The sequence below is a fragment of the Mycobacterium asiaticum genome, from assembly GCF_001673635.1.
Classification (GTDB): domain Bacteria; phylum Actinomycetota; class Actinomycetes; order Mycobacteriales; family Mycobacteriaceae; genus Mycobacterium; species Mycobacterium asiaticum_C.
Genome location: NZ_LZMH01000061.1, coordinates 1 through 26,449 on the forward strand (window position 1 = coordinate 1; position 26,449 = coordinate 26,449).

Here is a 26,449-nt window from a genome sequence, read left to right on the forward strand (position 1 = left end):
CCGACCCTCCCGCAACCCGGCCGCGCACTGCGGGAACTCCTCGAGCCGGCGCGCGATCGCGGTGATCGTTTTCGCGTTCGCCGAGGACAGGGCCATCTTCCAGCCCATCACCATCTCCAGCGAGCGCGCCCCGGTCATGCCCCACAATTCGTCGCGCTCAAGTTCGGCGGCGATCTCCACCAGCCGCCCATCAATGGCATTACGATGCCCGGCCAACTCCGCCAACTCCTCGAACAACACCTCCAACCGATCCATAGGCCGCAGCCCCACCGGCGGCGACGCGATCGAAGACATAACCCCATCCTGACAGGAGGGTCTGACAAGTTCTGGGCGCCCGAAACCGAATCGGTCAGATATGTGCGCGCACAGGCGCTTTGACGGTGGTGGGGCGCGGAGTGGCCAACGCCCCGATGCTTCAGCCGACCTCTCGACTCGACGGGCCTGCGGTGGACCTACGGTCGGGAGTGCAGACGCTGATCAGCAGCGAAGATGGGTGCGCCGGCGAACTGAACTATCGCGGCCCTGCCCGCGTTACATAGCTGGCTACTATTGTAAATACCGTACTTGGTACGATTCGGTCGATCCCCCGACAGGAAGTTCGAGGTTCTGCTATGGCCACACCCGTGATCGTCGGCGCTGTCCGGACTGCGATCGGCCGCTCATTCAAGGGCACGCTCGTCAACACCCCACCCGAGACGCTGATCACCGCGGTTCTGCCCGAGGTGGTGCGCCGCTCGGGGGTGGACCCGGCCGAGATCGACGACATCATCTTCGCCGAATCCCATTATGGCGGCGGTGATTTGGCCCGCTACGCGGCCAGTGCGACCGGGCTGGAGCACGTGCCGGGCCAGTCGGTCAACCGGCACTGCGCGGGCAGCCTGACCGCGATCGGCAACGCCGCCGCGCAGATCGGCTCCGGCATGGAGCGGGTGCTGATCGCCGGGGGCGTGCAGTCGCTGTCGATGACGCCGCTGACCAACTGGCGCATCCCGGGGCCCGAGCTGAAGTTCGAGGAGCGGTGGATGCCGCCCACCCACGTCGAGACGCCGGACGCGCCGGCCAAGGACATGTCGATCACCGTCGGGTGGAACACCGCGCAGTCCGTCGGCATCACCCGCGAAGAAATGGACGCCTGGGCGGCCCGCTCACATCAGCGTGCGGTCGCGGCCCAGGACGCGGGCAAGTTCGCCGACGAGATCCTGCCGCTGAAGATCACGGTGCACGACGGTTCTGTCGTGGACTTCTCGGTCGACGAGCACCCGCGGCGCGACACCACGGTGGAGAAGCTGGCCGGGTTGAAGGTGTTGCACCCCGAGATCGAGGGCTTCTCGATCACCGCCGGCAACAGCAGCGGCACCAACGACGCCGCCGCGGCCGTCGCGCTGGTGGACGCCGACTACGCGGCCGCCAACAACCTGAACGTGATGGGCAAGGTGCGTGCCTGGGCCGCCGCGGGCGTTGCGCCCCGCGACTGCGGGCTGGGTGCGGTGAAGGTGATCGGCAAGGTGCTGCAGCGGGCCGGGCTGTCGGTCGACGACGTGGCGCTGTGGGAGATCAACGAGGCGTTCGCCTCGGTGCCGATCGCGGCCTGCCGCGAGTACGGCATCGACGAGGAGAAGGTCAACTTCTCGGGCAGCGGCTGCAGCCTCGGCCACCCGATCGCGGCGTCCGGTGCGCGGATGGTCACGACGCTCACCTACGAATTGGTCCGGCGCGGGGGCGGGATCGGCGTGGCGGCGATGTGCGCCGGCGGCGGTCAGGGCGGCGCGGTCGTCATCGAGGTGTAGCCGCGATCAAAGCGCGATCGGCACGTGCTTCTCCGCGCACGCGTCGAGCACCGCGGTCAGCACGTCATCGGCGCATAGCGTCTGCAAGTCTTCGACGGTCACCGAACCCTTGGCGCTGCGGTGTTGAGCGGCCACCCGTGAATCCCGCAGCCGCTCAGCACGTTCCACTACATTGCGGGAGAACCGGCCGTTGTGCATGACGTCGATGCCGTGCGTACCGTCGGGTGCGCGGTAATTACGTAGCGTCGCGCAGGCCGACCTCATCGCGGCCGCGGCGTCCGGCTCGATAACGGTCGCACGCGGCTCACCGTAACGGACCGCGATCTGCACCAACTCGTCCGGACTGTAGGACTCGAAACGCAATTTGCGATTGAAACGCCCCGCCAAACCTGGGTTCACCGTGAGGAATTCGTCGATCTCCCGCTCGTAGCCGGCGCCGATGAAGCAGAAGTCGAAGCGGTGGACCTCGAGTGCCACCAGCAACTGGTTGACCGCCTCCATGCCGATCATGTCCGGCCGGCCGTCCTGATGGCGTTCCACCAGTGAATAGAACTCGTCCATGAACAGGATCCGTCCCAACGAACGAGCAATCAGCTCATTGGTTTTCGGACCCGACGCGCCGATGTGCTCAGCGCAGAAGTCGGCTCTTTTGACTTCAATGATTTCCGGATGACGCACGATGCCCAGACCGGCATAGATCTTGCCCAACGCTTCGGCCGTGGTCGTCTTGCCGGTACCAGGCGGGCCGACCAGCAGCATGTGGTTGGTTTGGTTGGCCACTGGCAATCCCGCCGCCAGGCGCAGCGCCCGGACCTCGATCTGGTCTTCGAGCTCGGCGACCGCCCGCTTCACCTCCGCGAGCCCGACTTGGTTGTCCAGCAGCGCGCGCCCTTCCCGCAGCAGTTGTTCACGCCGCTCTTCGTGTTCGGCCTCGGTGCGCTGCTGAGCGGATCGCTGGGTGCTGACATCCCATTTGTCCGTGCGGGATGCGATGGCGTCTTCCGCGGTGACCAACAATTGCAGGTCCGGGTCGCTCAGCGCCTGCTTGGCCGGCTCCACCAGCGCGCCGTTGATGGTGGCCTTGGACAACCACACCTGCGCTTGATGTTCCTCGCCCAGCTGCCGATACGCCATCCCCTTGACGTAGGCGAGATCGGCCGCGATCAAAGGGAATTCATCACACCTCGGCAGGGCGACCCGGTCGGTCCAGTCCAACGCGACCCGTGCCTGGCCGAGATGCGCCGCGGCATGCGCGGCCAGGGCGCATGTCGCCGCCGTAACCACCGGCATGATGATGGCCTGCGGCGGGAGAATCGCCGCCGCAGCGGTGATCACGTCTGGCCACCGTTGCGTGACGAACATCAAATGGGCGGCGATGTACTGCTTCCAGTGGTGATTTTCCCAGGTGTCGAGCAATGCCGGATCGGCCAGCAGCGCTTCGGCCCGCGCGTAGTGTCCGGCGTCGACCAATGCGCTGGCGAGCGCCAGACCGGCGTGCGACGACTCCGTCACCGAGATAGACAGGTAGGGCCCGGCTTTGATGGGCGCCGACAACCGCACACCCAGGCGATTCGTCTCCCGGTGCAACCGCGCACCGTAGTTGTAGAGCTGTTCCACCGTGGTCAGCGCCTCGTCGCCCGCGGCAATGCGCCCGAGCCAGGCATCTGCCATTGACGGATCCAGCTCGGTGGCTTCGCGGAATCGGGCGCCGGCGGCCTCGATATCGCTGTCCAGCAGCGTCATTGCCTGATCGAACCGCTTGCGTGCGGCCGACGTCGTGGTGCTGCTCGTCATGGATATTCCGCCGAAGCGAGGTCGGCACTGCGCAGGCTGGTCGGTTCGGATGACACATAGCGGTTCTCGGCGCGGAACAGCTCGACCTCGACGCTGTAGGTCTGACCGCCCACCGTCACATCCACCGTCGCCGGGCTACGCTGGGTAATCAGCACCTCGGCGGCGCCAGAATACGGCTTACCCGAGTCATGCACTGAGACAACAGTATTGGGACGCGGCGCGGGTGTGACGGTGCCGTCGACGACGCTGACCGTCGTGCCTGCGACTGGCCTGGCCTGATCTGTGATCGCCACGTCCGGCATCCGGATGCTGTCCCAACGCTTCGGGTTGCGTGTGTGAACGGTGATTTGCTCACCGGCACCCGTCAGTCGCACCACGATTCGCTTGGAGAGCGCGTCGTCGGCCGAAATGTGTACCCGGCTGAACTCACCAGGATCGTCCAGAGGCAGCAGTATTCGTCTACCGCCGCCCACCTTCCCGAGCAGCACACCCGATGGTCCCACCGGAACGACCAGCGCGTCCATCAAGCGCCCGGTCCGGATTCGCGGCAGCGGCGGGCGAGGGCCACACAGATTCGCCGCGAGGGCCTGGGCTTGCTCCCCGGGCAGCGTCTGCAACATCGTGCTCGGCGGCGCGGTCGGTGGCTGGGCACTGCGCACCGTCAACGTGCCCATCGCGCGGCCATCACCGAAAAGCGTGATGTTCTGGGTGATTCCGTCGCATCGGATCGTCCACGCCTGCGCCAGGTTCTCGGTGGTGAGGTCCTGCGGCCGGTACCCATAGGTTGTCAGCCACCCGCCGGTCCCCCGCACCGCTGTCCACCGCCGGTTGCCCGCCTCCAGTGCGGTCCGGCCCAGCCTGCGCTCGAGTTCGACGATGTCGGTGGCGGTCGCGACCCTGGATCGGATTCCCTGCTGCCGGAGGGCGGCGCTGATGCGTTGTGCCGCGGCAAGCGTCGCGGTCCCGGCTGAGCCACGCCAACGCAACGCCTCGACGTTGTCCAGCAGCGAGATCCGCAATATAAGCCACGTTTCGCGTTGCCCGGCGTAAGGCGGTGTGCCGATCAGGGTGTCGTAGACCCGCGGGTAGTCGCCAGTGCTGCGGCGGCGCGCTCCCGTGCTGACCACGCTCAGAGAATCCAGCTTCAGCCCCAGGCTCTGTTCTAGCAGCGGCACCAATTCGGTGATCTGCAGGACATTTTCGGTATCCACCGAAGCCGAACCGGTGAAAAGGGTTGGGGTGTGCGCCTTGCCGAGCAGCTGTACGGCCGCCGCGGCAACACCGTCCTGAAAGCGCACTCCCCCACCGGCCCGATCGTTGGCGACGGTTCGCGGCTGCGTCCACCGCATCGGGCGGTTGCGCCGACACCACAGCAGCAACCAGGACCACGCCGTCCGCCGCCGCCACGGAATAGCCCCAGCGGCCAAGCCAATCACCAGACCGGTGGTCGCGCCGGCATACCCATAGGCTGCGAGTCCGGCGATGGTGACAACAGAGATCGCAACGATGCTCACCACCTTGGTCGTGAACGTCATCGTTGCCGCCGCACCCGCGCCACCAGCCACGCCGCGGCACCACCGGCAGCGACGATACCGGCGAGGATCAGCGCCACGTTGCGGGCTCGGTGATCCGGGGGCGCCGGCGGAGCCGCCGGCGTGACGATCCGGCTGTGTGCGGGCGGCGGAAGTCGTTCTCCCGGAGGAACATCGAAGGTCAGAGCGGCCACCGGGTCCACCACACCGTAGCCGACCTGATTGTCCACGCCGCGGGGCGGGTTGTGCGCGGTCTGCAGTATCCGATTGACGACTTGATGGGCCGATAGCGTCGGATACTTGGCGCGAACAAGGGCGGCGACGCCACTGACGTAAGCCGCGGAGAAGCTGGTACCCCAGATCGGCATATTCTTGTCGCCGGGACGGATCGGTGGGTAGGCGTTCACCGGTCCGCCGGTCTGAGGGGACAGGCCCATGATGCCCACGCCCGGTGCGGCGGCTGCCACCCAAGGACCGGCAAGGCTCTTGGTGATCGCGGCACCGGTGTTGTCCACCGCACCCACCGACAGCACGTAGTCGGCGAACCATGACGGTGAGGAAACGGTTTTCACTTGGTGCCAGTCGCGCGGATCGGATGCATTCAGCGGGTCGAAGGTCGGATTTTGCGCGCAGCCGTCCTCGCTGTCGTTGCCCGCGGCGGCGACGACCACCGCGTCCTTGACCGTGGCGGCGTACCAGACGGCCGCGCCGATCGCGGCCTGGTCCAAAGGGTCGGCGGCCGAGACGCAAGAGGTGACACTGATGTTGATGACCTTCGCGCCCATATTGGCGGCATGGACGATCGCCCTGGCCAGGGTCGCGATCGAACCCGCCTTCTTGCGCACTTCCATGTCACCGGGCCCGGGGTTCACCGGCTCATAGGCCCGTGACGACTGTCGGATCGACATGATCACGGCGTGTGGCGCAACGCCTGCGACTCCGTCGGGCGCTCCCGGCGGGGGCCCGGGGACTTCGGGGACGTCGGCCGCTCCGGTACTGGGATCACCTGGCGCATTGGAAGGTTCGTCGGGAGGCGGCGCTGCGGGAACCGGCACCGGTTTCGTCTCGGTCACCGTGACCGGGGTGGGCGGCGGAGACGGGGCGAGGGGCGGCGGCGGCCCACCGGGTGGTGGCGGCGCCGCATCGACCGCCGGCGGTCCGGCCGGTGGCGGGAAGGCCGAAATAGCGGGCATCGGGGACGGCATTGGACTGCCCTGCGGGGCCGCACCGATCACAGAAGCGACGATGGTGCCATGGGCGTCGCAGTCCGTCAGCCCGTCGCCACCCATGATGTAGTCACCGCCGGCAACCACTCGAAGCCGCGGACTGGGATTGATGCCCGTATCGATGACGGCCACCGGTACCCCGTTACCGGTCGAGTACTGCCACGCCTTGCTGATGTTGAGCATGGTGAAGCCGGGTGCGGCGACCGACACATTGGGGTCGGCCACGGTGACGGTGCGTGCGCACATGTTGCTCTGCCGCATCGGCTGTTCGGAGGCGGGTTTGCCGTCCGCGGGTACCCGGCCGGGGTCGATCACTGGCGGTGGAATCGCTCGTGCAGCACCGGGATTGCATGCGAGGGCCGATAACAGGATCACGGCGGCGAGCACACCGACGCGCCGTACTAGAGCGGCTGTCGGCTTCATCGCATTCGCACCCAGGTGAAGAGCCCACCGATCCAGGCCGCCAGCGGCAGCGCAACGATAATCGCAACTATCTCCAGCCACTCGGCGCCCATTCGGACCAGCGGGGTAAATCTGGTTACCGGAACCAGCAGGGCAGCCAACAGACCGGCCGCCGCGAAGGCCCCCAGCAGCATAGTCGCGGGAAGCAGCGTGTGGTGTGCCGAAGACGGCTGCTGGACAACGTATTTGACGGTACCTACGCAGGTGGCTGCGGCGGCACCGCATACCAATGCGACGGCTTGGCGCTTGTCCGCGAAGGCACGGCCGCGGCTGATGAAGATGACCACGAACAGGCCTACGAGTGCGGCGGCCGCGGTGCTGCGATCGCGTCCGGGCATGAGTGTGGCCCACACTGCTGCCGGCAAGCTGAACGCCGCGCCTATGCAGATGCCGGTCAGCACGCCGTTGGCTTTGATCGCTGCGGTGGTGATCTGCGACCCACGCGGCGTGGTGTCCGGGTTGGCGTCGTCCTCGGCGCCTTCTGTTCCTTCGGTCACCGGGGAGACCGCGTCGACCGGCATTCCGTCGGTGCGGCGGAACAGGTCTCGTCCAGTGATGGAACCAAAATAGGGTGGGCGGATCCGGGCCGCCCAGAGCGCGGCGGTTGGCGCGAATGTCAGCACCAGCAAAAGCGCGACCAGCATGCTCATTCCCAGCCACTGGGCGGGAACAGGCCACCACATGCGTACCGCCGCCACCGTGCCGCCGAGGGTGCACAGGGTGACGACCGCAGTGGCGATGTCGATGTGGCGCTGTGTCATTGCCGTGACGGCGGACGTCAACACTGCGACCGCCAAGGCACCGATGAAGAGGTGCGCCGATGCCACCCGGCCCGGGGCGGCCGTGGCCAGGCTCACCGCGAGCAGCGGGACGGCCAACCCGCTGAGCCCGTCCAGCATGTCGACGCGGTGCGACCACCAACGCCACACCACCACGGCCCCGCCGGCGGTCAGCAGGCCCGCGACACCGGTAACGATGCTGGGTAATGCCGACGAACTTGAAAGACGTAGCCACACCGCTAAACCGGCGATCGCCGCCACCACCATGGCAACGATCGCCAGCGCGGTATGGGCGGCGGTCTGCATCGTTACCGGTTCGAAGAGCCTTTTACCCACACGGGCCAGTCCGGTGGACAGCGACTCATATTGCGGCTCGAAGGATTCGCCGTCGACAGCGGGTACCAAGGTCAAGGTGGCGCCGTCTTCCACGCCGAGTTCGTCGAGGGTCTTGGTGATGTCGAGGCGAACCCCGTTGGCCTTGTGCAACTCGTATCCGACATCGGGTTCCAATCCGCTGACCCCGCGACGCTTGAGTTCGTCATTGAGCAGTTCGACGACATTGTCGATGAAGACTTCGATCGGCACCGAAGCCGGATACACCTGTGAGAGAAGGTGTTCACCGCAGACGACGGCCACTGCGCACCGCGCCGGGAACGAGACTTTCGCCATCACCGGGGCCTGTCGGCATCCGGAATGTACTTGTCCGCCAGCGCCGCGGTGATCTCGAACAGTCGCAGCCGAGTTTTCTTCTTCAATTCATGCCGGGTATCGATGATGCCGCCCTTGGCGAGGTATGGGTCGTACGGCATGAATTCGACGGTCGCCCCGGACTGGCGGAACCGCTCAGTGAGGTAGTTGCGGGCCTCGGGATCATATTTGTTGCGGCTGTCGTTGAGGACGACCGTGCTGCGTGATACGAGCTCATGAAAGCCCATCGACCGCAACAGGTCGATCGCGCGCGTCACCGGTAGCGAGGTGTCCGCCGTCAATCCGGAGACGAAAACCAGTGCGTCACAAGCCTCCAGCACCGCCTTCATCACCGGGTGCTCCAAGTCGTCGGAGGTGTCCACCACGATGACGGTGTGGGTGCGGCGCAAGCGGGAAAGTACCCCGGTGAACATCGACGGGACGAGCGGCCGCGGTTGGTCCGAGGCCCGGTTGCCGGCCAGCACATCGAGCCCGATGCTGTTCTGCCCCAGGTGTTCCCGGATGTCGGCATAGCCCTGAACATCGGTGTCGTTCAGCACCGCCGAGTAGTCACCCGGCGGAGACTCGTCGATCCGACCGGTCAGCGTGCCGAACCCCGGTGCGGCATCGATGGCAACGACATTCTCGGGCCGGCATTCCCGGAATACCCCACCGATACACGCGGTCATCGTCGTTTTGCCGACGCCGCCCTTACCGGAGATCACGCCGATCACGTACTGCTTCCGGATGTGGCGACGGATTCGCTCCTGCAATTCTCGGTAATGGCGTTCAGCGGGTGATTCACCAAGGTTGATCGCGCGGAAGGAAATGCCGTACAGCAGCTTCCGCCAGCCCGACCCGGGGGGAATCTTGCGCGGCGCCACCATGTCGGAAATGCGTAGGGTGCCCGAAACCGATTGCGTCACGGTGCGATTGCTAACACTCGAGTAATCCCTTTCGACTACACAACTTTCCGGTATGAATGCCAGTCCTGGTCGGCCGGCAGGCGCCGCACCATGCGGCGGACCGCCGCATCGATGTTGCTCTGCGTACCAGGCGCGATGATCGTCCATGTCTTGCCGGCCGATTGGATGTCGTCGACGACCAGCCGACCCGCCGGTGTGTCGATGATCGTCACAGGGCTGGCCTCGAGGTGCGTGCGATCGGATCGCCCGGTGGTCACCCCGGATTGGATTGCCACAATTGAGGCTTGAGCGGACTGGTCCGGGTCGGCGGCCAGCTCCAGCACTTGCAACTGGTCGGGGTGTAGCCGCTGGTCGACCAACAGTTCGTGCAACGCTTGTCGGTCCGGCATGGAGCGCAACATGTCGGTGTCGAGCGTGACCGGCCGCAACGGCGCTGGCGTGTTCTGGCCGCACAATCTCTCGATCTCCGTGCACAGCATCGAACAGGCAGGTGCTTCGGCGCTGGCGGTGCCGACGCCGCTGATGCGCACCAGATCTGCAGAGCGCTCGACAGCCACCCACCATTGCGCGAATCTGGCGATCAGCACCCGGGCGGCCTGGTCATCGCCCGGCGTGCGGATCTGGACGAACAGCGCGATATCGCGGCGAGAGAGTACGGTCAGCCACTCGACCACGGTGTTATCCACGATGCCGGACTCGTCGATGACACCTGCGTCCCGCAGTTCGCTTGTGACCGGGTGGGACAGGGCCAGCTGCCTGGGCTCCACACTGGGCAGATGCGGCCGCAGGCCCAACTCAGGCGCAACCGTTTCGATGCCGGTGAGTACTTGCAGGGCCCATAGCCCGTCGAGAGTGGTGGTCAGCACGATGTCCTTCTGCGCGCGTCAAGGGCGCACGCACCGCATGCGCCCTCTCGGCCCGCTCGTAATGGCTAGGTGAATAGAGCGCCCATCTGCGCGTCGGTCGCCTGGGCCATCTCGTCGACGTTGTGCACGGTGTGACCGTGCCGAGTGACGGTCTGGATCATGTCTTCCAGGCCTCGCAGCATCTGCTGCTGAGCGTCGAAGAAGGCGGTGGCGCCGTGCCCTTGAAAGAAGTCGCCGAGGCCCTGGGTGAGGTGGAGGACGTCGGCGTGGATCTCCATCAACTGCGCGGCCTGCGCCCCGACTTCACCGGCGAAGCCGATGACGGCGCCGTGGTTGTAAACGATGTGATCTGTCATGGCGGTGGATTCCTTACGTGGTCAGGTCGGTCGATTTTCGGAAGAGTCGATGGGCGAATCAGACTGCCGGCGTCCCCCCGCCGAAGACACCGTTGAGGTTGTGTGCTGCGTCCGCTTCGTGGTTCTCCATCAGAATCGCCGCCCGACCCAGGCCGTTGGCCAGGCGGTGCCCGCCCGCCATGATCTGCTGCAGATCGTGGTGAATCTGGCCCGCCGTGCTCAGCGAAGTCGAGCCGGCGTCGCCCGCCCATCCGGTGGCGCCGATGATGTTTTCGTGACCGCTCAGATACTGGTTGGCGATCACAGCCGCCTCTTGCAACCGGGTCTCGATCCGCTGTTGAGTACTGCGTAACAGTTCCGGAGTAACAACTGTCGTATTTGCCATATTTACGTCTCCCTCAATTCATTGCACTGCCCGAGCTTGGGGTCTGGGTAAAACTAGACCAGGTGCCCCGGCCTGTCACTTCAGACGCCTCAGGGGATACTTAGGTTGGGGAACAGGCTGTTTAGTGCACACGAGAACCCCAGCGCTGTCAAACGGGGAAAGATTACTGCCAGTCCTGCAAACGATTCAGTATTATCCAGTGAACGATTGTTTCTTTTAGCTGTGCGAAATTTAATTGAATTCAAAGAGCTGTGGCGCCATCGGCAGCTCCGTCGCCATTGCTGTCGGTAAGCCGGATATTCCAACGACCGTCGCCGTCGGTGTCGACATATCCGCTGAGCCCGTCGGGACCACTGCAGAGCACCCGATCGGCAAGCCCGTCGCCGTTCGCATCGATCAACTGGTCGTCAGGGTGGCCGCTGCCGTCGAAGTCCACCAGCGGGCCACCGGTGTGCTCGACGCCGTCCAGGCCGAACCATCGAACCTGCCCGCCCCGGTCGACGGCAACCGCCCAAGTGCCCGATCCATCGTCAACGAAGAAGCTTTCCGGCGAGCCGTCGTTGTCGATGTCCAAGACGGCGTGGTCGGCCAAGCCGTCCCCGTCCAGGTCCGCGAGGGCATCGTCGCGCATGCCGTCGCCGTCCAAGTCCAGGCCGATCGCGTCGAGGTTGCCATCCCCGTCCACGTCAAGATCGAGCGGCCGGGTCCAAATCGAGGCCGTGCCATCGTCTCCCGCCAGGCAGTAGTCCATGCCTGATCTGATGCGCCGGCAGGGCGCTGGGTTCCCGCTGTCAGGCTCGAATTGTCGGCGTCAGCGCCGCACGCAGGATCTGGTGATCGTTGGTAACCAGAGTCAGGTTTCTTCGCGCAGCTTGAGCAACGAGAACACGATCAAACGGGTCGGGTGTGGTCCCAGGCGAGCCGCCCGGCGACGATGGTGTCTCCCGCGTAGGCGGGAAGGTCCCGCGCCCCGTCTCACGCACTTGGTCAGAAGCGCGTTGAGTCGCGCCTTTGCCTCGGTGCTGGAAACAGACTTCACGGCAGACCCGCCTCCCTGGTTGGCACCCAGCTGGCGGAATCGGACTACCGCACTAGTCCGATCAGTCTCCTCGAGACTTCCACCACGCCAACAACTCGGCGGTCGCTTCGTCGGCGGACAGCGGGCCCCGGTCCAGGCGCAGCTCCTTGAGGAACCGCCACGCCTCCCCCACCTGCGGGCCGGCCGGGATGTCGAGCAGCCGCATGATCTCGTTGCCGTCCAGATCCGGACGCACCCGGTTCAGGTCCTCCTGGGCGGCCAGCTCGGCGATGCGTTGCTCGAGCCGGTCGTAGCTGGCCTGCAGCCGCGCGGCCCGGCGCTTGTTGCGGGTGGTGCAGTCCGCCCGCACCAGTTTGTGCAGCTGCGGTAGCAGCGGACCGGCGTCTGTGACGTAGCGGCGCACCGCCGAGTCGGTCCATTTGCCCTCGCCGTAGCCGTGGAACCGCAGGTGCAGGTACACCAGCTGCGACACGTCGTCGATCATCTGCTTGGAGTACTTCAGCGCCCGCATCCGCTTGCGCACCATCTTGGCGCCGACCACCTCGTGGTGGTGAAAGCTCACTCCCCCGTTAGGTTCGTGCCGGCGGGTGGCGGGCTTACCGATGTCGTGTAGCAGTGCGGCCCAACGCAATACGAGATCGGGGCCATCGTCCTCCAGATCAATCGCCTGGCGCAGCACGTTCAGCGAATGCTGGTAGACGTCCTTGTGCTGGTGGTGTTCATCGATGGCCATCTGCATGCCACCGATCTCGGGCAGCACCACATCGCCCATCCCGGTCTGCACCAGCAGGTCGATGCCGGCCACCGGGTCCTTGCCCAACAGCAGCTTGTCCAGCTCCGCGGCCACCCGCTCGGCGCTGATCCGCGCCAGTTGCGGGGCCATCTCCTCGATCGCGGCGCGCACCCGCGCCGCCACGGTGAAGCCGAGTTGGGAGACGAACCGCGCGGCGCGCAGCATCCGCAGCGGGTCGTCGCCGAAGGACACCTCCGGGGACGTCGGGGTATCCAGCGTCCGGGCGCGCAATGCCGCCAGGCCACCGAGCGGATCGAGGAACTCACCGAGGCCGTCGGCGGTGATGCGCACGGCCATCGCGTTGACGGTGAAGTCGCGCCGCACCAGGTCGTCCTCGAGCCGGTCACCGAACCGCACCTCGGGGTTGCGCGACACCTGGTCGTAGGTGTCGGCGCGGAACGTGGTGATCTCGAGACGGTGCTGGTCTTTACCAACCCCGACGGTGCCGAACTCGATGCCGGTGTCCCACAACGCATCGGCCAACGGCCGCACGATCTTCTGCACCTGCTCGGGCCGGGCGTCGGTGGTGAAATCCAGATCCGGGCTGAGCCGGCCCAGCACCGCGTCCCGCACCGAACCGCCGACCAGGTAGAGCTCGTGTCCGGCACCCGCGAACGCCGCCCCCAGCTCACCCAGCAGGGCGGCGTGCTGGTGTAACGCGACCGCGGCCGCGGTCAGCAGTTCGGCATCTTGAGCGAGTTCAGCCACGTTCGGTCAGCGTAGTCGGGCCAGCCGGGTGACTCAGCCCACGCCGGGGTCACGGCACCGACACTGTCGCTGTAAGCCGGGCAAAAAGAGTGCCGCCCGCCGGAGAGGCTGCTGTGGCTGATGCGACCGCGGCGACAGAAGTGATCAAAGGTATCCGTCGACGGCGAGTGCATCCGGAAGACCGGCCCGTGCCAGCTAATATCGCTTGGGTGTCGGACGGCGAACAGGCCAAACCACGCCGACGTCGCGGACGGCGTCGCGGTCGTGGTGGCGGTGTGCGCTCGGCCGACCGCTCGGCCGACAAGAATACGAACGGCCAACCGGCCGCCGACACCGCACCCACCCCCGCCACCGCCGCCCAGAGTCGCGCTCGGCAACGTCGTGGCACCGACCGCATGCGCACCGTGCACGAGACCTCCGCCGGCGGCCTGGTGATCGACGGCATCGACGGTCCGCGCGAGTCACAGGTGGCCGCTCTGATCGGTCGCATCGACCGGCGTGGCAGGATGCTCTGGTCGCTGCCCAAGGGCCACATCGAAATGGGCGAAACCGCCGAGCAGACCGCCATTCGCGAAGTCGCCGAAGAGACCGGGATCCGGGGCAGCGTGCTGGCCGCGCTGGGACGCATCGACTACTGGTTCGTCACGGATGGCCGGCGGGTGCACAAGACCGTGCACCACTATTTGATGCGGTTCTTGGGTGGGGAGTTGTGCGACGAGGACCTCGAGGTCGCCGAGGTGGCGTGGGTGCCGATCCGGGAGTTGCCGTCCCGGCTGGCCTACGCCGACGAACGCCGCCTGGCCGAAGTCGCCGACGAGCTGATCGACAAGTTGCAAAACGACGGCGAAGCGGCGCTGCCCCCGCTGCCGCCGAGTTCCCCGCGGCGCCGGCCGCAGACCCATTCCCGCACCCGTCACGCCAACGATCCCGAGCCGGGCAAGAAGAACGGTCACGGGCGAGGGCCGTGATCGCCTCCTGGACGAGATTGGTGCGGTTCGCGGCAGTGATCGGCATCGTCGCCGGCTTCGCCGTGTTGCTCACCGCACCCGCCACCACGCCGCGCGCCGGCGCCGGCGAGCCGACGGCCACCCCCTTCGTCCAGGTCCGGATAGACCAGGTCACCCCCGACGTCGTCACCACGACCAGCGATCCCGTCGTCACCGTCACCGGCATGGTCATCAACATCGGCGACCGCCCGGTCCGCGATGTCATGGTCCGGCTCGAGCACGCATCGGCGGTCACCGCTTCGGCCAGTCTGCGCACCTCGCTCGACGGCAGCACCGACCAGTACGAGCCCGCCGCCGACTTCCTCACGGTGGCCCCCGAACTACAGCGCGGACAACAGGCCGGGTTCATCCTGTCCGCGCCAATGCGCTCGCTGACCAAGCCCTCGCTGGCCATCGCGCAGCCCGGCATCTACCCGCTGCTGGTCAACGTCAACGGCACCCCCGACTACGGCGCACCCGCGCGCCTCGACAACGCGCGCTTCCTGCTTCCCGTGGTGGGCGTGCCGCCGGACAAGGTCGGCAACATCGAGTCTGCGGTGGCTCCGGAAACCAACAAACCGGTGTGGATCACCATGCTGTGGCCGCTGGCCGACCGCCCCCGGTTGGCCCCCGGCGTGCCCGGCGGCACCGTTCCGGTCCGCCTCGTCGACGACGAACTGGCCAACTCGCTGGCCAATGGCGGCCGACTGGACACGTTGCTGTCCGCCGCCGAGTTGGCCACCAGCCGCGACGTCGACCCCGACGGTGCCGTGGGCCGCGCGCTTTGCCTGGCGGTCGATCCGGACCTCATCGTCACGGTCAACGCGATGACCGCCGGCTATGTCGTGTCGAACTCGCCCGAGGCCGCGGCCCAGTTGCCGGGCACCCCCGCCCATCCGGGCACCGGTCAGGCCGCCGCGACCCTATGGCTGAACCGGTTGCGCGCACTGGCCCACCGGACCTGTGTGGCACCGCTGCCCTACGCCCAGGCCGACCTGGACGCCCTGCAGCGGGTCAATGACCCCGGCTTGAGTTCCACCGCCACCGTCAGTACCAGCGACATCGTCGACCGAATCCTGGACGTCGCGTCCGTGCGCGGCACCGCCCTGTTGCCCGACGGTCCGCTGACCGATCGCGCCGTCACCCTGCTCAACGCCAACGACAGCACGGTCGCCGTTGCCGCCGCCGACTTCACCGCCCAAGACGGGACCCACGACAGCGCCAACATCGCGCCGCGCCGCCTGTCCCCGCGGGTGGTCGCCGCGCCCTTCGATCCCGCCGTCGGCGCCGCCCTGGCCGGCGTCGGGACCAACCCCACCGTGCCGACTTATCTGGACCCCGCGCTCTCGATCCGGCTCACCCACGACTCGGGCACCGCGCGCCGCCAGGACGCCCTGGGCGCCATGCTGTGGCGCAGCCTCACACCGGAGGCCGCGCCGCGTACCCAGATTCTGGTGCCGCCGGCGTCGTGGACCCTGCAGGGCGATGACGCGCAGTCCATCCTGACCGCGTTGGCCACCACCATCCGCTCGGGTCTGGCGGTGCCGCGTCCGCTGCCCGCGCTGGTCGCCGACGCGGCGGCACGCACCGAATCTCCGGAGCCGCCCGGTGCCTACCCATCGGCCCGGGGCCGGTTCGGCGACGACATCACCAACCAGGTCTCCGGACAGGTGGGCCGGCTGTGGAAGCTGACCTCGGCGCTGATGACCGACGAGCGCACCGGCCTGACCGGACCGCAGTACACGGCGCCGCTGCGCGAGGACATGCTGCGGGCACTCAGCCAGTCGGTGCCGCCGGACACCCGCAACGGCCTGGCTCAGCAGCGGCTGACGGTGGTCGGCACCACCATCGACGACTTCTTCGGCTCGGTCACGATCGTCAACCCCGGCGGCTCCTACACGCTGGCCACCGAGCACAGCCCGCTTCCCCTCGCACTGCACAACGGTCTGGCCGTTCCGATCCGGGTCAGGCTCCAAGTGAATGCGCCGCCCGGCATGGCGGTCACCGACATGGGCGAGATCGAGCTGCCGCCCGGCTACCTGCCGCTGCGGGTGCCAATCGAGGTCAACTTCACCCAGCGGGTCGCCATCGACGTCCGGCTGCGAACTCCCGACGGAACGACGCTCGGTGAACCGGTCCGGCTCTCGGTGCACTCCAACGCCTACGGGAAGGTGCTGTTCGCGATCACGCTCACCGCCGCGGCGGTCCTGGTCACGCTGGCCGGCCGCCGACTCTGGCACCGATTCCGCGGCCAGCCTGACCGCGCCGACCTGGATCGCCCCGACCCGCCGCCGGGCAACCGCCTCCGGCCCGTCGAGCAGCGTCAGGTGATCGATCATCGGGTTCACGAAGAGCATCGCGTATGACCACCGCACCCCGGCGGGTGCACACACCGCCGCAGGGTCGGCCGCAGAACCTGCCGCGTAGGCAGCCCGCACCTTCGCAGCGGCCCCGCCAAGAGGAACTGTCTGACGCCGCCCTGGTCTCGCGGTCGTGGGGCATGGCGTTCGCCACCCTGATCAGCCGGCTCACCGGATTCGCCCGGATCGTCCTGCTGGCCGCCATCCTGGGCGCGGCGCTGTCCAGCTCGTTCTCGGTGGCCAACCAGCTGCCGAACCTGGTGGCGGCCCTGGTGCTGGAAGCCACGTTCACCGCGATCTTCGTGCCGGTGCTCGCCCGCGCCGAGCAGGACGACCCGGACGGCGGCGCGGCCTTCGTGCGCCGCCTGGTCACGCTGGCCACCACCCTGTTGATCATCGCCACCGCGTTGTCGGTGCTGGCCGCACCGCTGCTGGTGCGCTTGATGCTGGGCCGCGACCCAGAGGTCAACGAACCGCTCACCACCGCCTTCGCCTACCTACTGCTGCCGCAGGTGCTGGTGTACGGGCTGTCCTCGGTGTTCATGGCGATCCTGAACACCCGCAACGTGTTCGGGCCGCCGGCCTGGGCGCCCGTCGTCAACAACCTCGTCGCGATCGCCACCCTGGGCGTGTACCTGGCGGTCCCCGGCGAACTCTCGGTGGATCCCGTCGAGATGGGCAACCCCAAACTGCTGGTGCTGGGCATCGGCACCACGCTGGGGGTGTTCGCGCAGACCGCCGTGCTGCTGGTGGCGATCGGCCGCCAGCACATCAGCCTGCGCCCGCTGTGGGGACTCGACGACCGGCTCAAGCGCTTCGGCACGATGGCCGCCGCGATGGTGCTCTACGTGCTGATCAGCCAGCTCGGTCTGGTGGTCGGCAACCAGATCGCCAGCACCGCGGCCGCGTCCGGGCCGGCGATCTACAACTACACCTGGCTGGTGCTGATGCTGCCGTTCGGCATGATCGGCGTGACCGTCCTGACGGTGGTGATGCCGCGGCTGAGCCGCAACGCCGCCGCCGACGACATTCCGGCGGTGCTCGCCGACCTGTCATTGGCGACCCGGCTCACGATGATCGCGCTGATACCGGCGGTGGCGTTCATGACTGTCGGCGGACCTGCCATCGGCAGCGCGCTGTTCGCCTATGGCAATTTCGGCCAGGTCGACGCCGGATACCTCGGCGCGGCCATCGCCTTGTCGGCCTTCACGCCGATCCCCTACGCGCTGGTGCTGCTGCAACTGCGGGTGTTCTACGCCCGCGAGCAGCCGTGGACGCCGATCGTGATCATCATCGTGATCACCCTGGTGAAGATCGCCGGCTCACTGGCCGCACCGCACGTCACGAGCAACAAACAACTGGTGGCCGGCTATCTGGGAACGGCCAACGGCCTCGGCTTCCTGGCCGGTGCGATCGTCGGGCACGTCCTGCTGCGGCGCAGTCTGCGGCCCAGGGGGGGCGGGCTGATCGGCCTCGGCGAAATCCGCACCATCCTGGTGACGATCTCGGCGTCGCTGCTCGCCGGCCTGGTCGCCCACGTCGCCGACCGGCTGCTCGGACTGGACCGCTGGACCGCCCACGGCGGCATCGGTTCACTGCTGCGACTGCTCGCGCTGGCGATCATCATGGTGCCGATCCTGATTGCCGTGCTGCTCGCCGCGCGGGTCCCCGACGCACAGGCCGCGCTGGCCGCTGTCCGGCGCCGGCTGGGAGCAACCAACGCAAATCAGCGCGTCCAAGCGGACCCAGCCGCAACCACTGTCTCGTCCGGGCGCCATTCGGTCACGTACCCTGAGCAAAGAAATCCGTCCCCGCCGGGGGAATCCGTCAGCCAGGAACCGACCCGGCGCAAACCTCCGGTAACCAGGGCCGGGATAGCGAAAGGACTGGGGGTGACCGACCGCTCATCGGATAGCGCCTTGCCCCGCGCCTTTCCCGACTCGCCGAAGGGCGAGGAACCGCCGCGGCCACGCGCCGACGACTTCCAGCCCGACATCCCGGCCGAGCGGGGACCCAGCCGCATCCGCGACCAGCGCAACGGCGGCGCACCCGACCCGCGCGGGCCGCTACCGTTCGACGCGCCGCGCGAACGCGCACCGGAACCGCCGCCCGATGACCACAACCTGGTGCCCGGTGCCCGCATCGCCAACGGCCGCTACCGGCTGCTGATCTCGCACGGTGGCACGCCGCCCCTGCACTTCTGGCAAGCGATGGACACCGCGCTGGACCGGCAGGTGGCACTCGTCTTCGTGGACCCCGAGGGTTCGCTGCCCGACGACGTCCTACAGGAAATCCTGTCCCGCACCCTGCGCCTGAGCCGGATCGACAAACCGGGCATCGCCCGGGTGCTGGATGTGGTGCACACCGGATCCGGGGGCCTGGTGGTCGCCGAGTGGATCCGTGGCGGCTCGCTACAGGAAGTCGCCGATACCTCGCCGTCACCGGTGGGAGCCGTCCGGGCCATGCAGTCGCTGGCCGCGGCCGCCGACGCCGCGCACCGCGCCGGGGTCGCATTGTCGATCGACCATCCCAACCGGGTGCGGGTGAGCATCGACGGCGACGTGGTGCTGGCCTACCCGGCGACCATGCCGGACGCCAACCCCGAGGACGACATCCGCGGGATCGGCGCCTCGCTGTATGCCCTGTTGGTCAACCGGTGGCCGCTGCCCGAGTCGGGCGTGCGCAGCGGGTTGGCCCCTGCCGAGCGCGATGCACACGGTCAGCCCGTCGAACCCACCGCCGTCGACCGCGACATACCCTTCCAGATTTCCGCGGTTGCCGTCCGCTCCGTCCAGGAGGACGGCGGAATACGCAGTGCCTCAACGCTTTTGAATCTGCTGCAGCAGGCCACCGCCGTTGCCGACCGCACCGAGGTGCTGGGGCCGATCGCCGAACCGCCCGCCCCTGCGGCTCCACGGCGGGCCGCCGCCCGCGACGGCGAGGTGTACTCGCGCCGGCGTCGCAACATTCTGATCGGCGTCGGTGCGGGGGCCGCGGTGCTCCTGGTCGCGCTGCTCGTGTTGGCCTCGGTGGTCAGCAAGATTTTCGGCGACGTCGGCAGCGGCATCAAGGGAGAGCAGCTCGGTCTGAACAACCCGACGTCGTCCGCTGCCTCGGAGTCGCCGGGCAGCCCCGCGCCGTCGGGCAGCACCGTCAAACCCACCAAGGCCACCGTCTTCTCCCCCGGCGGCGACGCGGACAACCCGGGTGAGGCGGGCAACGCCATCGACGGCAATCCCGGCTCCGTGTGGCATACCGACACCTACTCCGACTCCGTCCCGTTCCCCGGCTTCAAGAGCGGGGTCGGCTTGCTGCTGCAGCTGCCCCGCCCGACCACGGTCGGCGCTGTCACGCTCAACATCTCCAGCACCGGGACCAAGGTCGAGATCCGGTCATCCAGCACGGCGAACCCGTCGAAGCTGGAGGACACCACGGTGCTGACCCCGGCTACCGCGCTCAAGCCCGGCCCCAACACCATCCAGGTCAACGCGTCGTCGCCAACGTCGAACCTGCTGGTGTGGATCTCCACCTTGGGCACCACGGACGGCAAGAGCGAAGCCGACATCTCCGAGATCACCGTCCAAGCCTCCTGAGCCGCCGCTCAGGTGAAGTGCCGGGCGGGCACCGATTGGTTACTGTCCGGCGGTGAGGTTCTCGGGAACCACCAGCCCGCGCCGAGACAGCGACGCCGACCTACTGGCCGCTCATGTGGCCGGCGACCCGCACGCATTCGCCGAGCTGTTCCGGCGTCATCATCACCAGCTCTACCGGCTCACCAGGCTCGTCAGCATGTCCGGCGAGGACGCCGACGACGCGCTGCAGGAGGCGATGCTGTCGGCGCACCGTAACGCCGGTTCCTTCCGGTACGACGCCGCGGTCAGTACCTGGCTGCACCGCATCGCGCTCAACGCTTGCCTGGATCGGCTGCGCCGCGCCAAGGCCCGGCCGACGGTGCCCCTGCAGGACATCTATCCGGTCGCCGACCGTACCGCGGAGGTGGAGACGGCGATCGCGGTGCATCGGGCGCTGCTGCGACTTCCCGTCGAGCAGCGGGCAGCGGTGGTCGCCGTCGACATGCACGGTTACTCGATCGCCGAGACCGCGACACTGCTGGGCGTGCCGGAGGGGACGGTCAAGAGCCGCTGCGCCCGCGCCCGGGTGCGGCTCGCCCGGCTGCTGGGCTACCTGGATGCCGCCGCCACCGGAGTCACGAACATGGCGGACACTGGGGCCGATGACTTCCGCCGAGTCCGACGACAACGATCCGCCCCTGACGGTCGAGCTCCTGGCCGACCTGCAGGCGGGTCTGCTTGACGACCACACCGCCGCTCGGGTGCGCAGGCAGATCCGCAGGGACCCGCAGGCCGCTGAGCAGTTACAGGCCCTGCAGCGAGTGCGCACCGATCTCGCCGCCGCCGGCGCAACATCGTCCGCACAGCCCCGCGCCGTGCACGCCGCCCGGCCCCCGGTACGCCCGGCACGCTTGATCGCCGGTATCGCCGGCCTGTGCGCGGTGGTGGCCGCGGTCGCCGTCGGAACCACCGCCCTGCTCCACGAGCCGCCGTCGACGGCCAGCACCCCGGCCACCGCCGACCACATCACCGTCTCGACCCCGGTCCCGTTGATACCGCTGTCGGATCAGGAGATCCGTGCGCTACTGCACCGCGCGCCCGATTTCGGAGCCCTCGCCAATGCGGCCCAGCGGGCGTCCTGCCTGGCCGGCCTGGGTTATCCAGCCTCCGTGCAGGTGCTCGGCGCGCAGCCGGTCGACGTCAATGCCCGCCCCGGGGTGGTGCTGGTGATGCCCGGTGATACGCCCGACACGGTGATCGCGTACGCGGTGGCGCTGAACTGCAGCGCCGCCGACACAGGGATGCTGGCGAGCACCGCAATTCCCCGCTGACGCGCGGCTCAGTGTGGTGCGTCGCTGTCGGGAACAGCAGTGCCTACGCTGGCGTTCGTAGGATTGCAGATCAGGTTCAGTTTCCGGAAGGTTCCGAAAGGCCCGCATGACCGCTTTCTCCGCCCCAGACACCATCCACGATGTGATCATCATCGGGTCCGGCCCGGCCGGATACACCGCCGCGCTCTACACCGCCCGCGCCCAGCTCAAGCCGCTGGTCTTCGAGGGCACCGCGTTCGGCGGCGCGCTGATGACCACGACGGAGGTGGAGAATTACCCAGGGTTCCGGGACGGGATCACCGGCCCGGAGTTGATGGACCAGATGCGCGAGCAAGCGCTGCGGTTCGGCGCCGACCTGCGCATGGAAGACGTCGAGTCGGTGTCGCTTCAGGGTCCGGTCAAGACCGTGGTGACCGCCGAAGGCGAGACCTTCCGGGCCCGCGCCGTCATCCTGGCGATGGGCGCCGCCGCCCGCTACCTCAACGTGCCCGGAGAACAGGAACTGCTGGGTCGTGGGGTCAGCTCATGCGCCACCTGTGACGGGTTCTTCTTCCGCGATCAGGACATCGCCGTGATCGGCGGCGGGGACTCGGCGATGGAGGAAGCGACCTTCCTCACGCGTTTCGCCCGCAGTGTCACGCTGGTGCACCGCCGGGAGGAGTTCCGCGCCTCCAAAATCATGCTCCAGCGGGCGCAGGACAACGCGAAGATCAGAATCCTCACGAACAAGTCCGTGCTGGGAGTCGACGGCGACACCACCGTCACCGGCCTGCGCCTCCGGGACAACGTCACCGGTGAGGAGACCACCCTGCCGGTGACCGGAGTGTTCGTCGCGATCGGTCACGAGCCGCGCTCTGCCCTGGTTCGCGACGCCGTCGACCTGGATCCGGACGGTTACGTACTGGTGCAGGGGCGCACCACCAGCACCTCCCTGGAAGGGGTGTTCGCCGCCGGCGACCTGGTGGACCGCACCTACCGACAGGCCGTCACCGCAGCGGGCAGCGGTTGTGCCGCCGCCATCGACGCCGAGCGGTGGCTCGCCGAACACGAGGCGGCCGGAGAGACCGGCAGTACCGACAATTTGATAGGAGCACAGCGATGAGCGAATCGGACAAGTCCGCCACGATCGAGGTGTCCGACGCCTCCTTCGACAGCGACGTGTTGTCCAGCAATAAGCCTGTGCTGGTTGACTTTTGGGCCACCTGGTGTGGACCGTGCAAGATGGTGGCCCCGGTGCTCGAGGAGATCGCCGCCGAACGCTCCGCTGACCTCACCGTCGCCAAACTGGATGTCGACGCCAACCCCGAGACCGCGCGCGACTTCCAAGTGGTGTCGATACCCACGCTGATCCTGTTCAAGGACGGTCAACCGGTGAAGCGCATCGTTGGTGCCAAAGGCAAGGCGGCCCTGCTACGCGAACTCTCCGACGCGGTGCCCAACCTCGCCTGATTCACTCCATCGCGCCCGCGCCGCGAGGCCATCTCGTTGCCGAAACGAGTCCCCGATTGGCCTGGGGTTTTCCGGATATTGGCGAGGATCTGCGACAATACCGGTTAACTGCGCTGCATTTGCATGCGATGTCAATAGTCCCGGAGGGCCCTTGGTATGCCGAGTCCGCGCCGCGAAGACGGCGACGCGCTGCGCTGTGGCGACCGCGGTGCGGCTGTCACCGAGATCCGAGCGGCGCTGGCCGCGCTGGGAATGCTGGAGAACCCCGACGAGGACCTGACCACCGGTCGGCACGTCGCATTCGAAGTGTTCGATGAGGAACTCGACTACGCGGTGCGGGCCTTTCAGCAGCACCGCGGTCTACTGGTGGACGGCATCGTCGGCGAGGCCACCTACCGTGCGCTGAAGGAAGCCTCCTACCGGCTCGGTGCCCGCACGTTGTATCACCAGTTCGGCGCCCCGCTCTACGGCGACGATGTCGCGACTTTGCAAGCACGCCTGCAGGATCTGGGCTTCTACACCGGTCTGGTCGACGGACATTTCGGGCTGCAGACTCACAACGCGTTGATGTCCTACCAACGCGAGTACGGGCTGTCGGCGGACGGTATCTGCGGGCCGGAAACGTTGCGGTCTTTGTACTTTCTCAGTTCGCGGGTCAGCGGCGGTTCACCGCACGCGATCCGCGAGGAAGAGCTGGTGCGCAGCTCCGGACCGAAGCTGTCGGGCAAGCGGATCATCATCGATCCGGGCCGCGGCGGCAGCGACCACGGCCTGATCACCCAAGGCCCGGCCGGCCCGATCAGCGAGTCAGATATCTTGTGGGACTTGGCCAGTCGGCTCGAAGGCCGGATGACCGCGATCGGGATGGAGACCTTCCTCTCCCGGCCCACCAACCGCAGCCCCTCGGACGCCGAGCGCGCAGCCACCGCGAATTCCGTTGGCGCGGACTTGATGATCAGCCTGCGCTGCGAAACCCAAACCAGCCCTTCGGCCAACGGCGTGGCGTCGTTCCACTTCGGCAACTCTCACGGCTCGGTGTCCACCATCGGGCGCAACCTGGCTGACTTCATCCAGCGAGAAGTGGTGGCACGTACCGGATTACGGGATTGCCGCGTCCACGGCCGGACGTGGGATCTGTTGCGGCTCACCAGGATGCCGACCGTTCAGGTCGACGTCGGCTACATCACCAATCCGCGCGACCGCGAGATGTTGGTGTCGCCTCAGACGCGCGACGCCATCGCCGAGGGCATTCTCGCCGCGGTGAAGCGGCTCTACCTACTGGGCAAGAACGACCGGCCCACCGGCACTTTCACTTTCGCGGAATTGCTGGCCCACGAGCTGTCCGTGGAGCGGGCCAGCAGAATCAGCGGCACTTAGTCGCCGTTGCGCTGCACGGCATTACCGGTCGGCACTCCCCCCGCGGACGCCGCTCCCACCGGCTGTTGCGACTGAGCATTTTCCAGCAGGCGCTCCAACGCGGCCTCGACTTCGGCCTTCCAGCCCAGGCCCTTGTCCAGCTCGAGGCGCAGACGCGGGAAATAGGGGTGCGGCGCGACCACCACGAAACCCACGTCCAGCAAGAAGTCGGCATCGATGATGCAATGCTCGACCGAGCAGTCGCCGAGTGCTTCGACCACCGGTTGCACGTCGGCATCCAGTGGCGGCTGCAACTCGGTGGCGGCCTGGGTCCGGCCGAAGGCTTCCAACGCCCGCACCCCGCGTCGCACCAACTCGTCAATGACTCGGGCGATCAGGTTGTGCGGCAGGTCAGCGTCGGCCAGCCCGCGCTCGATGCCCATCGACGTCAGTAGCACCGCGTCAGCGGAGACCGGCCCGGTGGGAAATCGATGCGCCCGGGGCACCGCACGCGGTGGGGCGTAGAGGACATAACCCGCGCAGGGCGGTTCGGCCTGGCTGCGCTCGTCGGGGATCGCGGTCGCAAACTGTCCGCAGGAGCCCCACTCCAGCATGACCATCGACAGCCACGCTTCCTTCTCGAACTCCGGGTCCGCGAGGTGGTCGTCCTTACCCAGCGTCGCGGGGTCGACCTCCCAGAAAACGCATCGGCGCGCATGCTTGGGGAGCTGCTCGAAGGCTTCGAGCCGCAGCGCTGTAATCCGAGCTGACACTAGTCTCCTGGCCTCCGTGCGGTACTCACGCGCATGGGATCCGCCCGGCTCTTCCGAGGCTGATACGCACCGGCAACCCTTCCAGGATAGGAGAGTCGGTCGCTTTTGGGCCAGTGTTCACCCGACCACTGCCAACTGACTGGTCGCACTGCGTGGTCGCCGCCATCTGGAATTCGAATTTGGTTGCGGCACAGCATGTCTCCGTCATTCTTGGTGGCGCGGACGGGCCGGCGCCCATGTCGTCACCGGGTGGGTGTCACAGTGACGTAATTACAGGGTATGACCGGATGCGGAGCTTCAGGCCTTTTTTGCGGTCATCAGGTCGATGATCCGCTGCAGATCGTCCACCGAACCGAACTCGACCACGATCTTGCCTTTGCGCTTGCCCAGCGCAACCGTCACCCGGGTATCGAAGGCGTTGGACAGCCGCTCGGCGACATCCTGCAGGCCGGGCATCTGGATGGGCTTGCGCCGCGGAGAGGCCGGCGTCGCGCCGTCCCCACGGTTGGCCAGGGTGACGGCTTCCTCGGTGGCCCGGACCGACAGGCCCTCGGCGACGATCCGGCTCGCGAGCTCCTCCTGCGCATCCGGGCCCGCCTCCAGGGAGAGCAGAGCCCGGGCGTGGCCGGCGGACAACACCCCCGCGGCCACCCGTCGCTGCACCGGGATTGGCAGTTTCAGCAGCCTGATCATGTTGGTGATCAACGGCCGCGAACGGCCGATGCGCGCGGCCAGTTCGTCGTGGGTGACCCCGAACTCGTCGAGGAGTTGCTGATACGCCGCCGCTTCTTCCAGCGGGTTGAGCTGCACGCGGTGGATGTTTTCCAGCAACGCGTCGCGCAACAGATTGTCGTCGTTGGTCTCGCGCACGATCGCGGGAATGGTGGCCAGGCCGGCTTCCTGCGCCGCCCGCCAGCGCCGCTCCCCCATCACGATCTGGTATCGCGCGCCACCCGGGGACACCGGCACGGCGCGCACCACGATCGGTTGCAGCAGTCCAAACTCGCGGATCGAGTGCACCAATTCCGACAGCGCCTCGTCGTCGAACACCTGCCGCGGCTGCCGCGGGTTCGGCTCGATGTCCGAGGGTGCGATCTCCCGGTATACCGCACCCATGGCGGCGGCATCGGGCAGCGGTCCGCCGATCACGACGTCGGCCGCGGCGGAACCCATCCGCGGTCCGAACGGAGACGCACCGCCCTCCCCCTCGGCGGGCCCGGTCGGGATCAGCGAGGCCAACCCCCGGCCGAGGCCGCCCTTCCTACGCGACGGATTCGTCATT

21 protein-coding genes and 1 pseudogene are annotated in these 26,449 nt (G+C 67.5%); 9 read left to right on the forward strand and 13 right to left on the reverse strand.

The annotated features are described in order from the left end of the window. On the reverse strand, nt 1–294 hold a 294-nt coding region (locus tag A5645_RS17130; RefSeq protein WP_155768050.1), incomplete at its 3' end, for a DUF222 domain-containing protein. A 317-nt stretch (nt 295–611) separates the two neighbouring features. Between A5645_RS17130 and A5645_RS17135 the strand changes: the two genes are divergently transcribed. Continuing rightward, a complete protein-coding gene (locus tag A5645_RS17135) occupies nt 612–1,787 on the forward strand; it encodes a thiolase family protein (RefSeq protein WP_065036193.1) in 1,176 nt (391 codons plus the stop codon). A gap of 6 nt (nt 1,788–1,793) precedes the next feature. On the opposite strand, the gene eccA is transcribed toward A5645_RS17135, so the two are convergent. The 10 genes and pseudogenes from eccA to A5645_RS17185 all read right to left on the reverse strand — a co-directional run bounded on the left by eccA (nt 1,794) and on the right by A5645_RS17185 (nt 13,340). After that, nucleotides 1,794–3,581 carry a type VII secretion AAA-ATPase EccA gene (gene eccA / locus A5645_RS17140; protein ID WP_065130423.1) on the reverse strand — a complete coding sequence of 596 codons (1,788 nt, stop codon included), beginning with the start codon at nt 3,579–3,581 and terminating at the stop codon, nt 1,794–1,796. Further along, entirely contained in the window at nt 3,578–5,116 is a 1,539-nt protein-coding gene (eccE, locus tag A5645_RS17145) for a type VII secretion protein EccE (protein WP_065130519.1), read from the reverse strand. The genes eccA and eccE overlap by 4 nt, the downstream gene beginning before the upstream one ends. Next, entirely contained in the window at nt 5,113–6,762 is a 1,650-nt protein-coding gene (gene mycP / locus A5645_RS17150; RefSeq protein WP_065130424.1) for a type VII secretion-associated serine protease mycosin, read from the reverse strand. The genes eccE and mycP overlap by 4 nt, the downstream gene beginning before the upstream one ends. Then, a complete protein-coding gene (gene eccD / locus A5645_RS17155; RefSeq protein WP_081288403.1) occupies nt 6,759–8,249 on the reverse strand; it encodes a type VII secretion integral membrane protein EccD in 1,491 nt (496 codons plus the stop codon). Before eccD ends, mycP begins: the two co-directional genes overlap by 4 nt. Beyond that, nucleotides 8,249–9,184, reverse strand: a pseudogene (locus tag A5645_RS17160) (MinD/ParA family ATP-binding protein); the annotation flags it as partial. The pseudogene A5645_RS17160 and the gene eccD, both read right to left, overlap by 1 nt. A 44-nt stretch (nt 9,185–9,228) precedes the next feature. Beyond that, a complete protein-coding gene (locus A5645_RS17165) occupies nt 9,229–10,059 on the reverse strand; it encodes an ESX secretion-associated protein EspG (RefSeq protein WP_065130425.1) in 831 nt (276 codons plus the stop codon). A gap of 65 nt (nt 10,060–10,124) precedes the next feature. Beyond that, on the reverse strand, nt 10,125–10,415 hold the full coding sequence (locus A5645_RS17170) for a WXG100 family type VII secretion target (RefSeq protein WP_065035764.1): 291 nt from the start codon (nt 10,413–10,415) through the stop codon (nt 10,125–10,127). Nucleotides 10,416–10,473: 58 nt separating this feature from the next. After that, entirely contained in the window at nt 10,474–10,800 is a 327-nt protein-coding gene (locus tag A5645_RS17175; RefSeq protein WP_065035765.1) for a WXG100 family type VII secretion target, read from the reverse strand. 241 nt (nt 10,801–11,041) lie between these two features. Further along, entirely contained in the window at nt 11,042–11,551 is a 510-nt protein-coding gene (locus tag A5645_RS17180) for a pullulanase (protein WP_065130426.1), read from the reverse strand. A 349-nt stretch (nt 11,552–11,900) separates the two neighbouring features. After that, nucleotides 11,901–13,340, reverse strand: a complete 1,440-nt coding sequence (locus A5645_RS17185; protein ID WP_065130427.1) for a CCA tRNA nucleotidyltransferase — start codon at nt 13,338–13,340, stop codon at nt 11,901–11,903. A 209-nt stretch (nt 13,341–13,549) separates the two neighbouring features. On the opposite strand from A5645_RS17185, the gene A5645_RS17190 reads away from it, so the two are divergent. The 8 genes from A5645_RS17190 (at nt 13,550) to A5645_RS17225 (ending at nt 24,415) form a co-directional block, all read left to right on the forward strand. Continuing rightward, nucleotides 13,550–14,308 (forward strand): NUDIX hydrolase, encoded by a 759-nt coding sequence (locus A5645_RS17190; protein ID WP_065035768.1) that lies wholly within the window; start codon nt 13,550–13,552, stop codon nt 14,306–14,308. Further along, nucleotides 14,305–16,692 carry a hypothetical protein gene (locus tag A5645_RS17195; protein WP_172830556.1) on the forward strand — a complete coding sequence of 796 codons (2,388 nt, stop codon included), beginning with the start codon at nt 14,305–14,307 and terminating at the stop codon, nt 16,690–16,692. Before A5645_RS17190 ends, A5645_RS17195 begins: the two co-directional genes overlap by 4 nt. Further along, complete coding sequence (gene murJ / locus A5645_RS17200) at nt 16,689–20,279, forward strand: murein biosynthesis integral membrane protein MurJ (protein ID WP_081288405.1); 3,591 nt, start codon at nt 16,689–16,691, stop codon at nt 20,277–20,279. Before A5645_RS17195 ends, murJ begins: the two co-directional genes overlap by 4 nt. 52 nt (nt 20,280–20,331) lie before the next feature. Beyond that, nucleotides 20,332–21,000 carry an RNA polymerase sigma factor SigM gene (gene sigM / locus A5645_RS17205; RefSeq protein WP_081288406.1) on the forward strand — a complete coding sequence of 223 codons (669 nt, stop codon included), beginning with the start codon at nt 20,332–20,334 and terminating at the stop codon, nt 20,998–21,000. Then, nucleotides 20,921–21,589, forward strand: a complete 669-nt coding sequence (locus tag A5645_RS17210) for an RsmA family anti-sigma factor (RefSeq protein ID WP_065130429.1) — start codon at nt 20,921–20,923, stop codon at nt 21,587–21,589. The genes sigM and A5645_RS17210 overlap by 80 nt, the downstream gene beginning before the upstream one ends. Before the next feature lie 106 nt (nt 21,590–21,695). Further along, entirely contained in the window at nt 21,696–22,691 is a 996-nt protein-coding gene (gene trxB / locus A5645_RS17215; RefSeq protein ID WP_065130430.1) for a thioredoxin-disulfide reductase, read from the forward strand. Further along, the gene (gene trxA / locus A5645_RS17220; protein ID WP_065130431.1) at nt 22,688–23,038 is read left to right on the forward strand and encodes a thioredoxin; all 351 of its coding nucleotides are present in this window, start codon (nt 22,688–22,690) and stop codon (nt 23,036–23,038) included. Before trxB ends, trxA begins: the two co-directional genes overlap by 4 nt. A gap of 156 nt (nt 23,039–23,194) precedes the next feature. Further along, on the forward strand, nt 23,195–24,415 hold the full coding sequence (locus A5645_RS17225; RefSeq protein ID WP_065034062.1) for an N-acetylmuramoyl-L-alanine amidase: 1,221 nt from the start codon (nt 23,195–23,197) through the stop codon (nt 24,413–24,415). Here the strand turns inward: A5645_RS17225 and A5645_RS17230 are convergent. Together A5645_RS17230 and A5645_RS17235 are read right to left on the reverse strand one after the other, a co-directional pair. Next, nucleotides 24,412–25,167 carry an acetyltransferase gene (locus tag A5645_RS17230; RefSeq protein ID WP_065130432.1) on the reverse strand — a complete coding sequence of 252 codons (756 nt, stop codon included), beginning with the start codon at nt 25,165–25,167 and terminating at the stop codon, nt 24,412–24,414. The two genes, A5645_RS17225 and A5645_RS17230, sit on opposite strands and share 4 nt — an antisense overlap. 297 nt (nt 25,168–25,464) lie before the next feature. Then, nucleotides 25,465–26,448: a ParB/RepB/Spo0J family partition protein gene (locus tag A5645_RS17235; protein WP_065130433.1), complete on the reverse strand. Its 984-nt coding sequence runs from the start codon at nt 26,446–26,448 to the stop codon at nt 25,465–25,467. Nucleotide 26,449 lies beyond the last annotated feature (1 nt).

Excerpts from the sequence above, each read along its gene's own strand:
- A5645_RS17135 (WP_065036193.1), top strand. The coding sequence starts at position 612 with ATGGCCACACCCGTGATCGTCGGCGCTGTCCGGACTGCGATCGGCCGC.
- eccA (WP_065130423.1), bottom strand. The coding sequence starts at position 3,581 with ATGACGAGCAGCACCACGACGTCGGCCGCACGCAAGCGGTTCGATCAG.
- eccE (WP_065130519.1), bottom strand. The coding sequence starts at position 5,116 with ATGACGTTCACGACCAAGGTGGTGAGCATCGTTGCGATCTCTGTTGTC.
- mycP (WP_065130424.1), bottom strand. The coding sequence starts at position 6,762 with ATGAAGCCGACAGCCGCTCTAGTACGGCGCGTCGGTGTGCTCGCCGCC.
- eccD (WP_081288403.1), bottom strand. The coding sequence starts at position 8,249 with ATGGCGAAAGTCTCGTTCCCGGCGCGGTGCGCAGTGGCCGTCGTCTGC.
- A5645_RS17170 (WP_065035764.1), bottom strand. The coding sequence starts at position 10,415 with ATGACAGATCACATCGTTTACAACCACGGCGCCGTCATCGGCTTCGCC.
- A5645_RS17175 (WP_065035765.1), bottom strand. The coding sequence starts at position 10,800 with ATGGCAAATACGACAGTTGTTACTCCGGAACTGTTACGCAGTACTCAA.
- A5645_RS17180 (WP_065130426.1), bottom strand. The coding sequence starts at position 11,551 with ATGGACTACTGCCTGGCGGGAGACGATGGCACGGCCTCGATTTGGACC.
- murJ (WP_081288405.1), top strand. The coding sequence starts at position 16,689 with ATGACCACCGCACCCCGGCGGGTGCACACACCGCCGCAGGGTCGGCCG.
- A5645_RS17210 (WP_065130429.1), top strand. The coding sequence starts at position 20,921 with ATGACTTCCGCCGAGTCCGACGACAACGATCCGCCCCTGACGGTCGAG.
- trxB (WP_065130430.1), top strand. The coding sequence starts at position 21,696 with ATGACCGCTTTCTCCGCCCCAGACACCATCCACGATGTGATCATCATC.
- trxA (WP_065130431.1), top strand. The coding sequence starts at position 22,688 with ATGAGCGAATCGGACAAGTCCGCCACGATCGAGGTGTCCGACGCCTCC.
- A5645_RS17225 (WP_065034062.1), top strand. The coding sequence starts at position 23,195 with ATGCCGAGTCCGCGCCGCGAAGACGGCGACGCGCTGCGCTGTGGCGAC.
- A5645_RS17235 (WP_065130433.1), bottom strand. The coding sequence starts at position 26,448 with ATGACGAATCCGTCGCGTAGGAAGGGCGGCCTCGGCCGGGGGTTGGCC.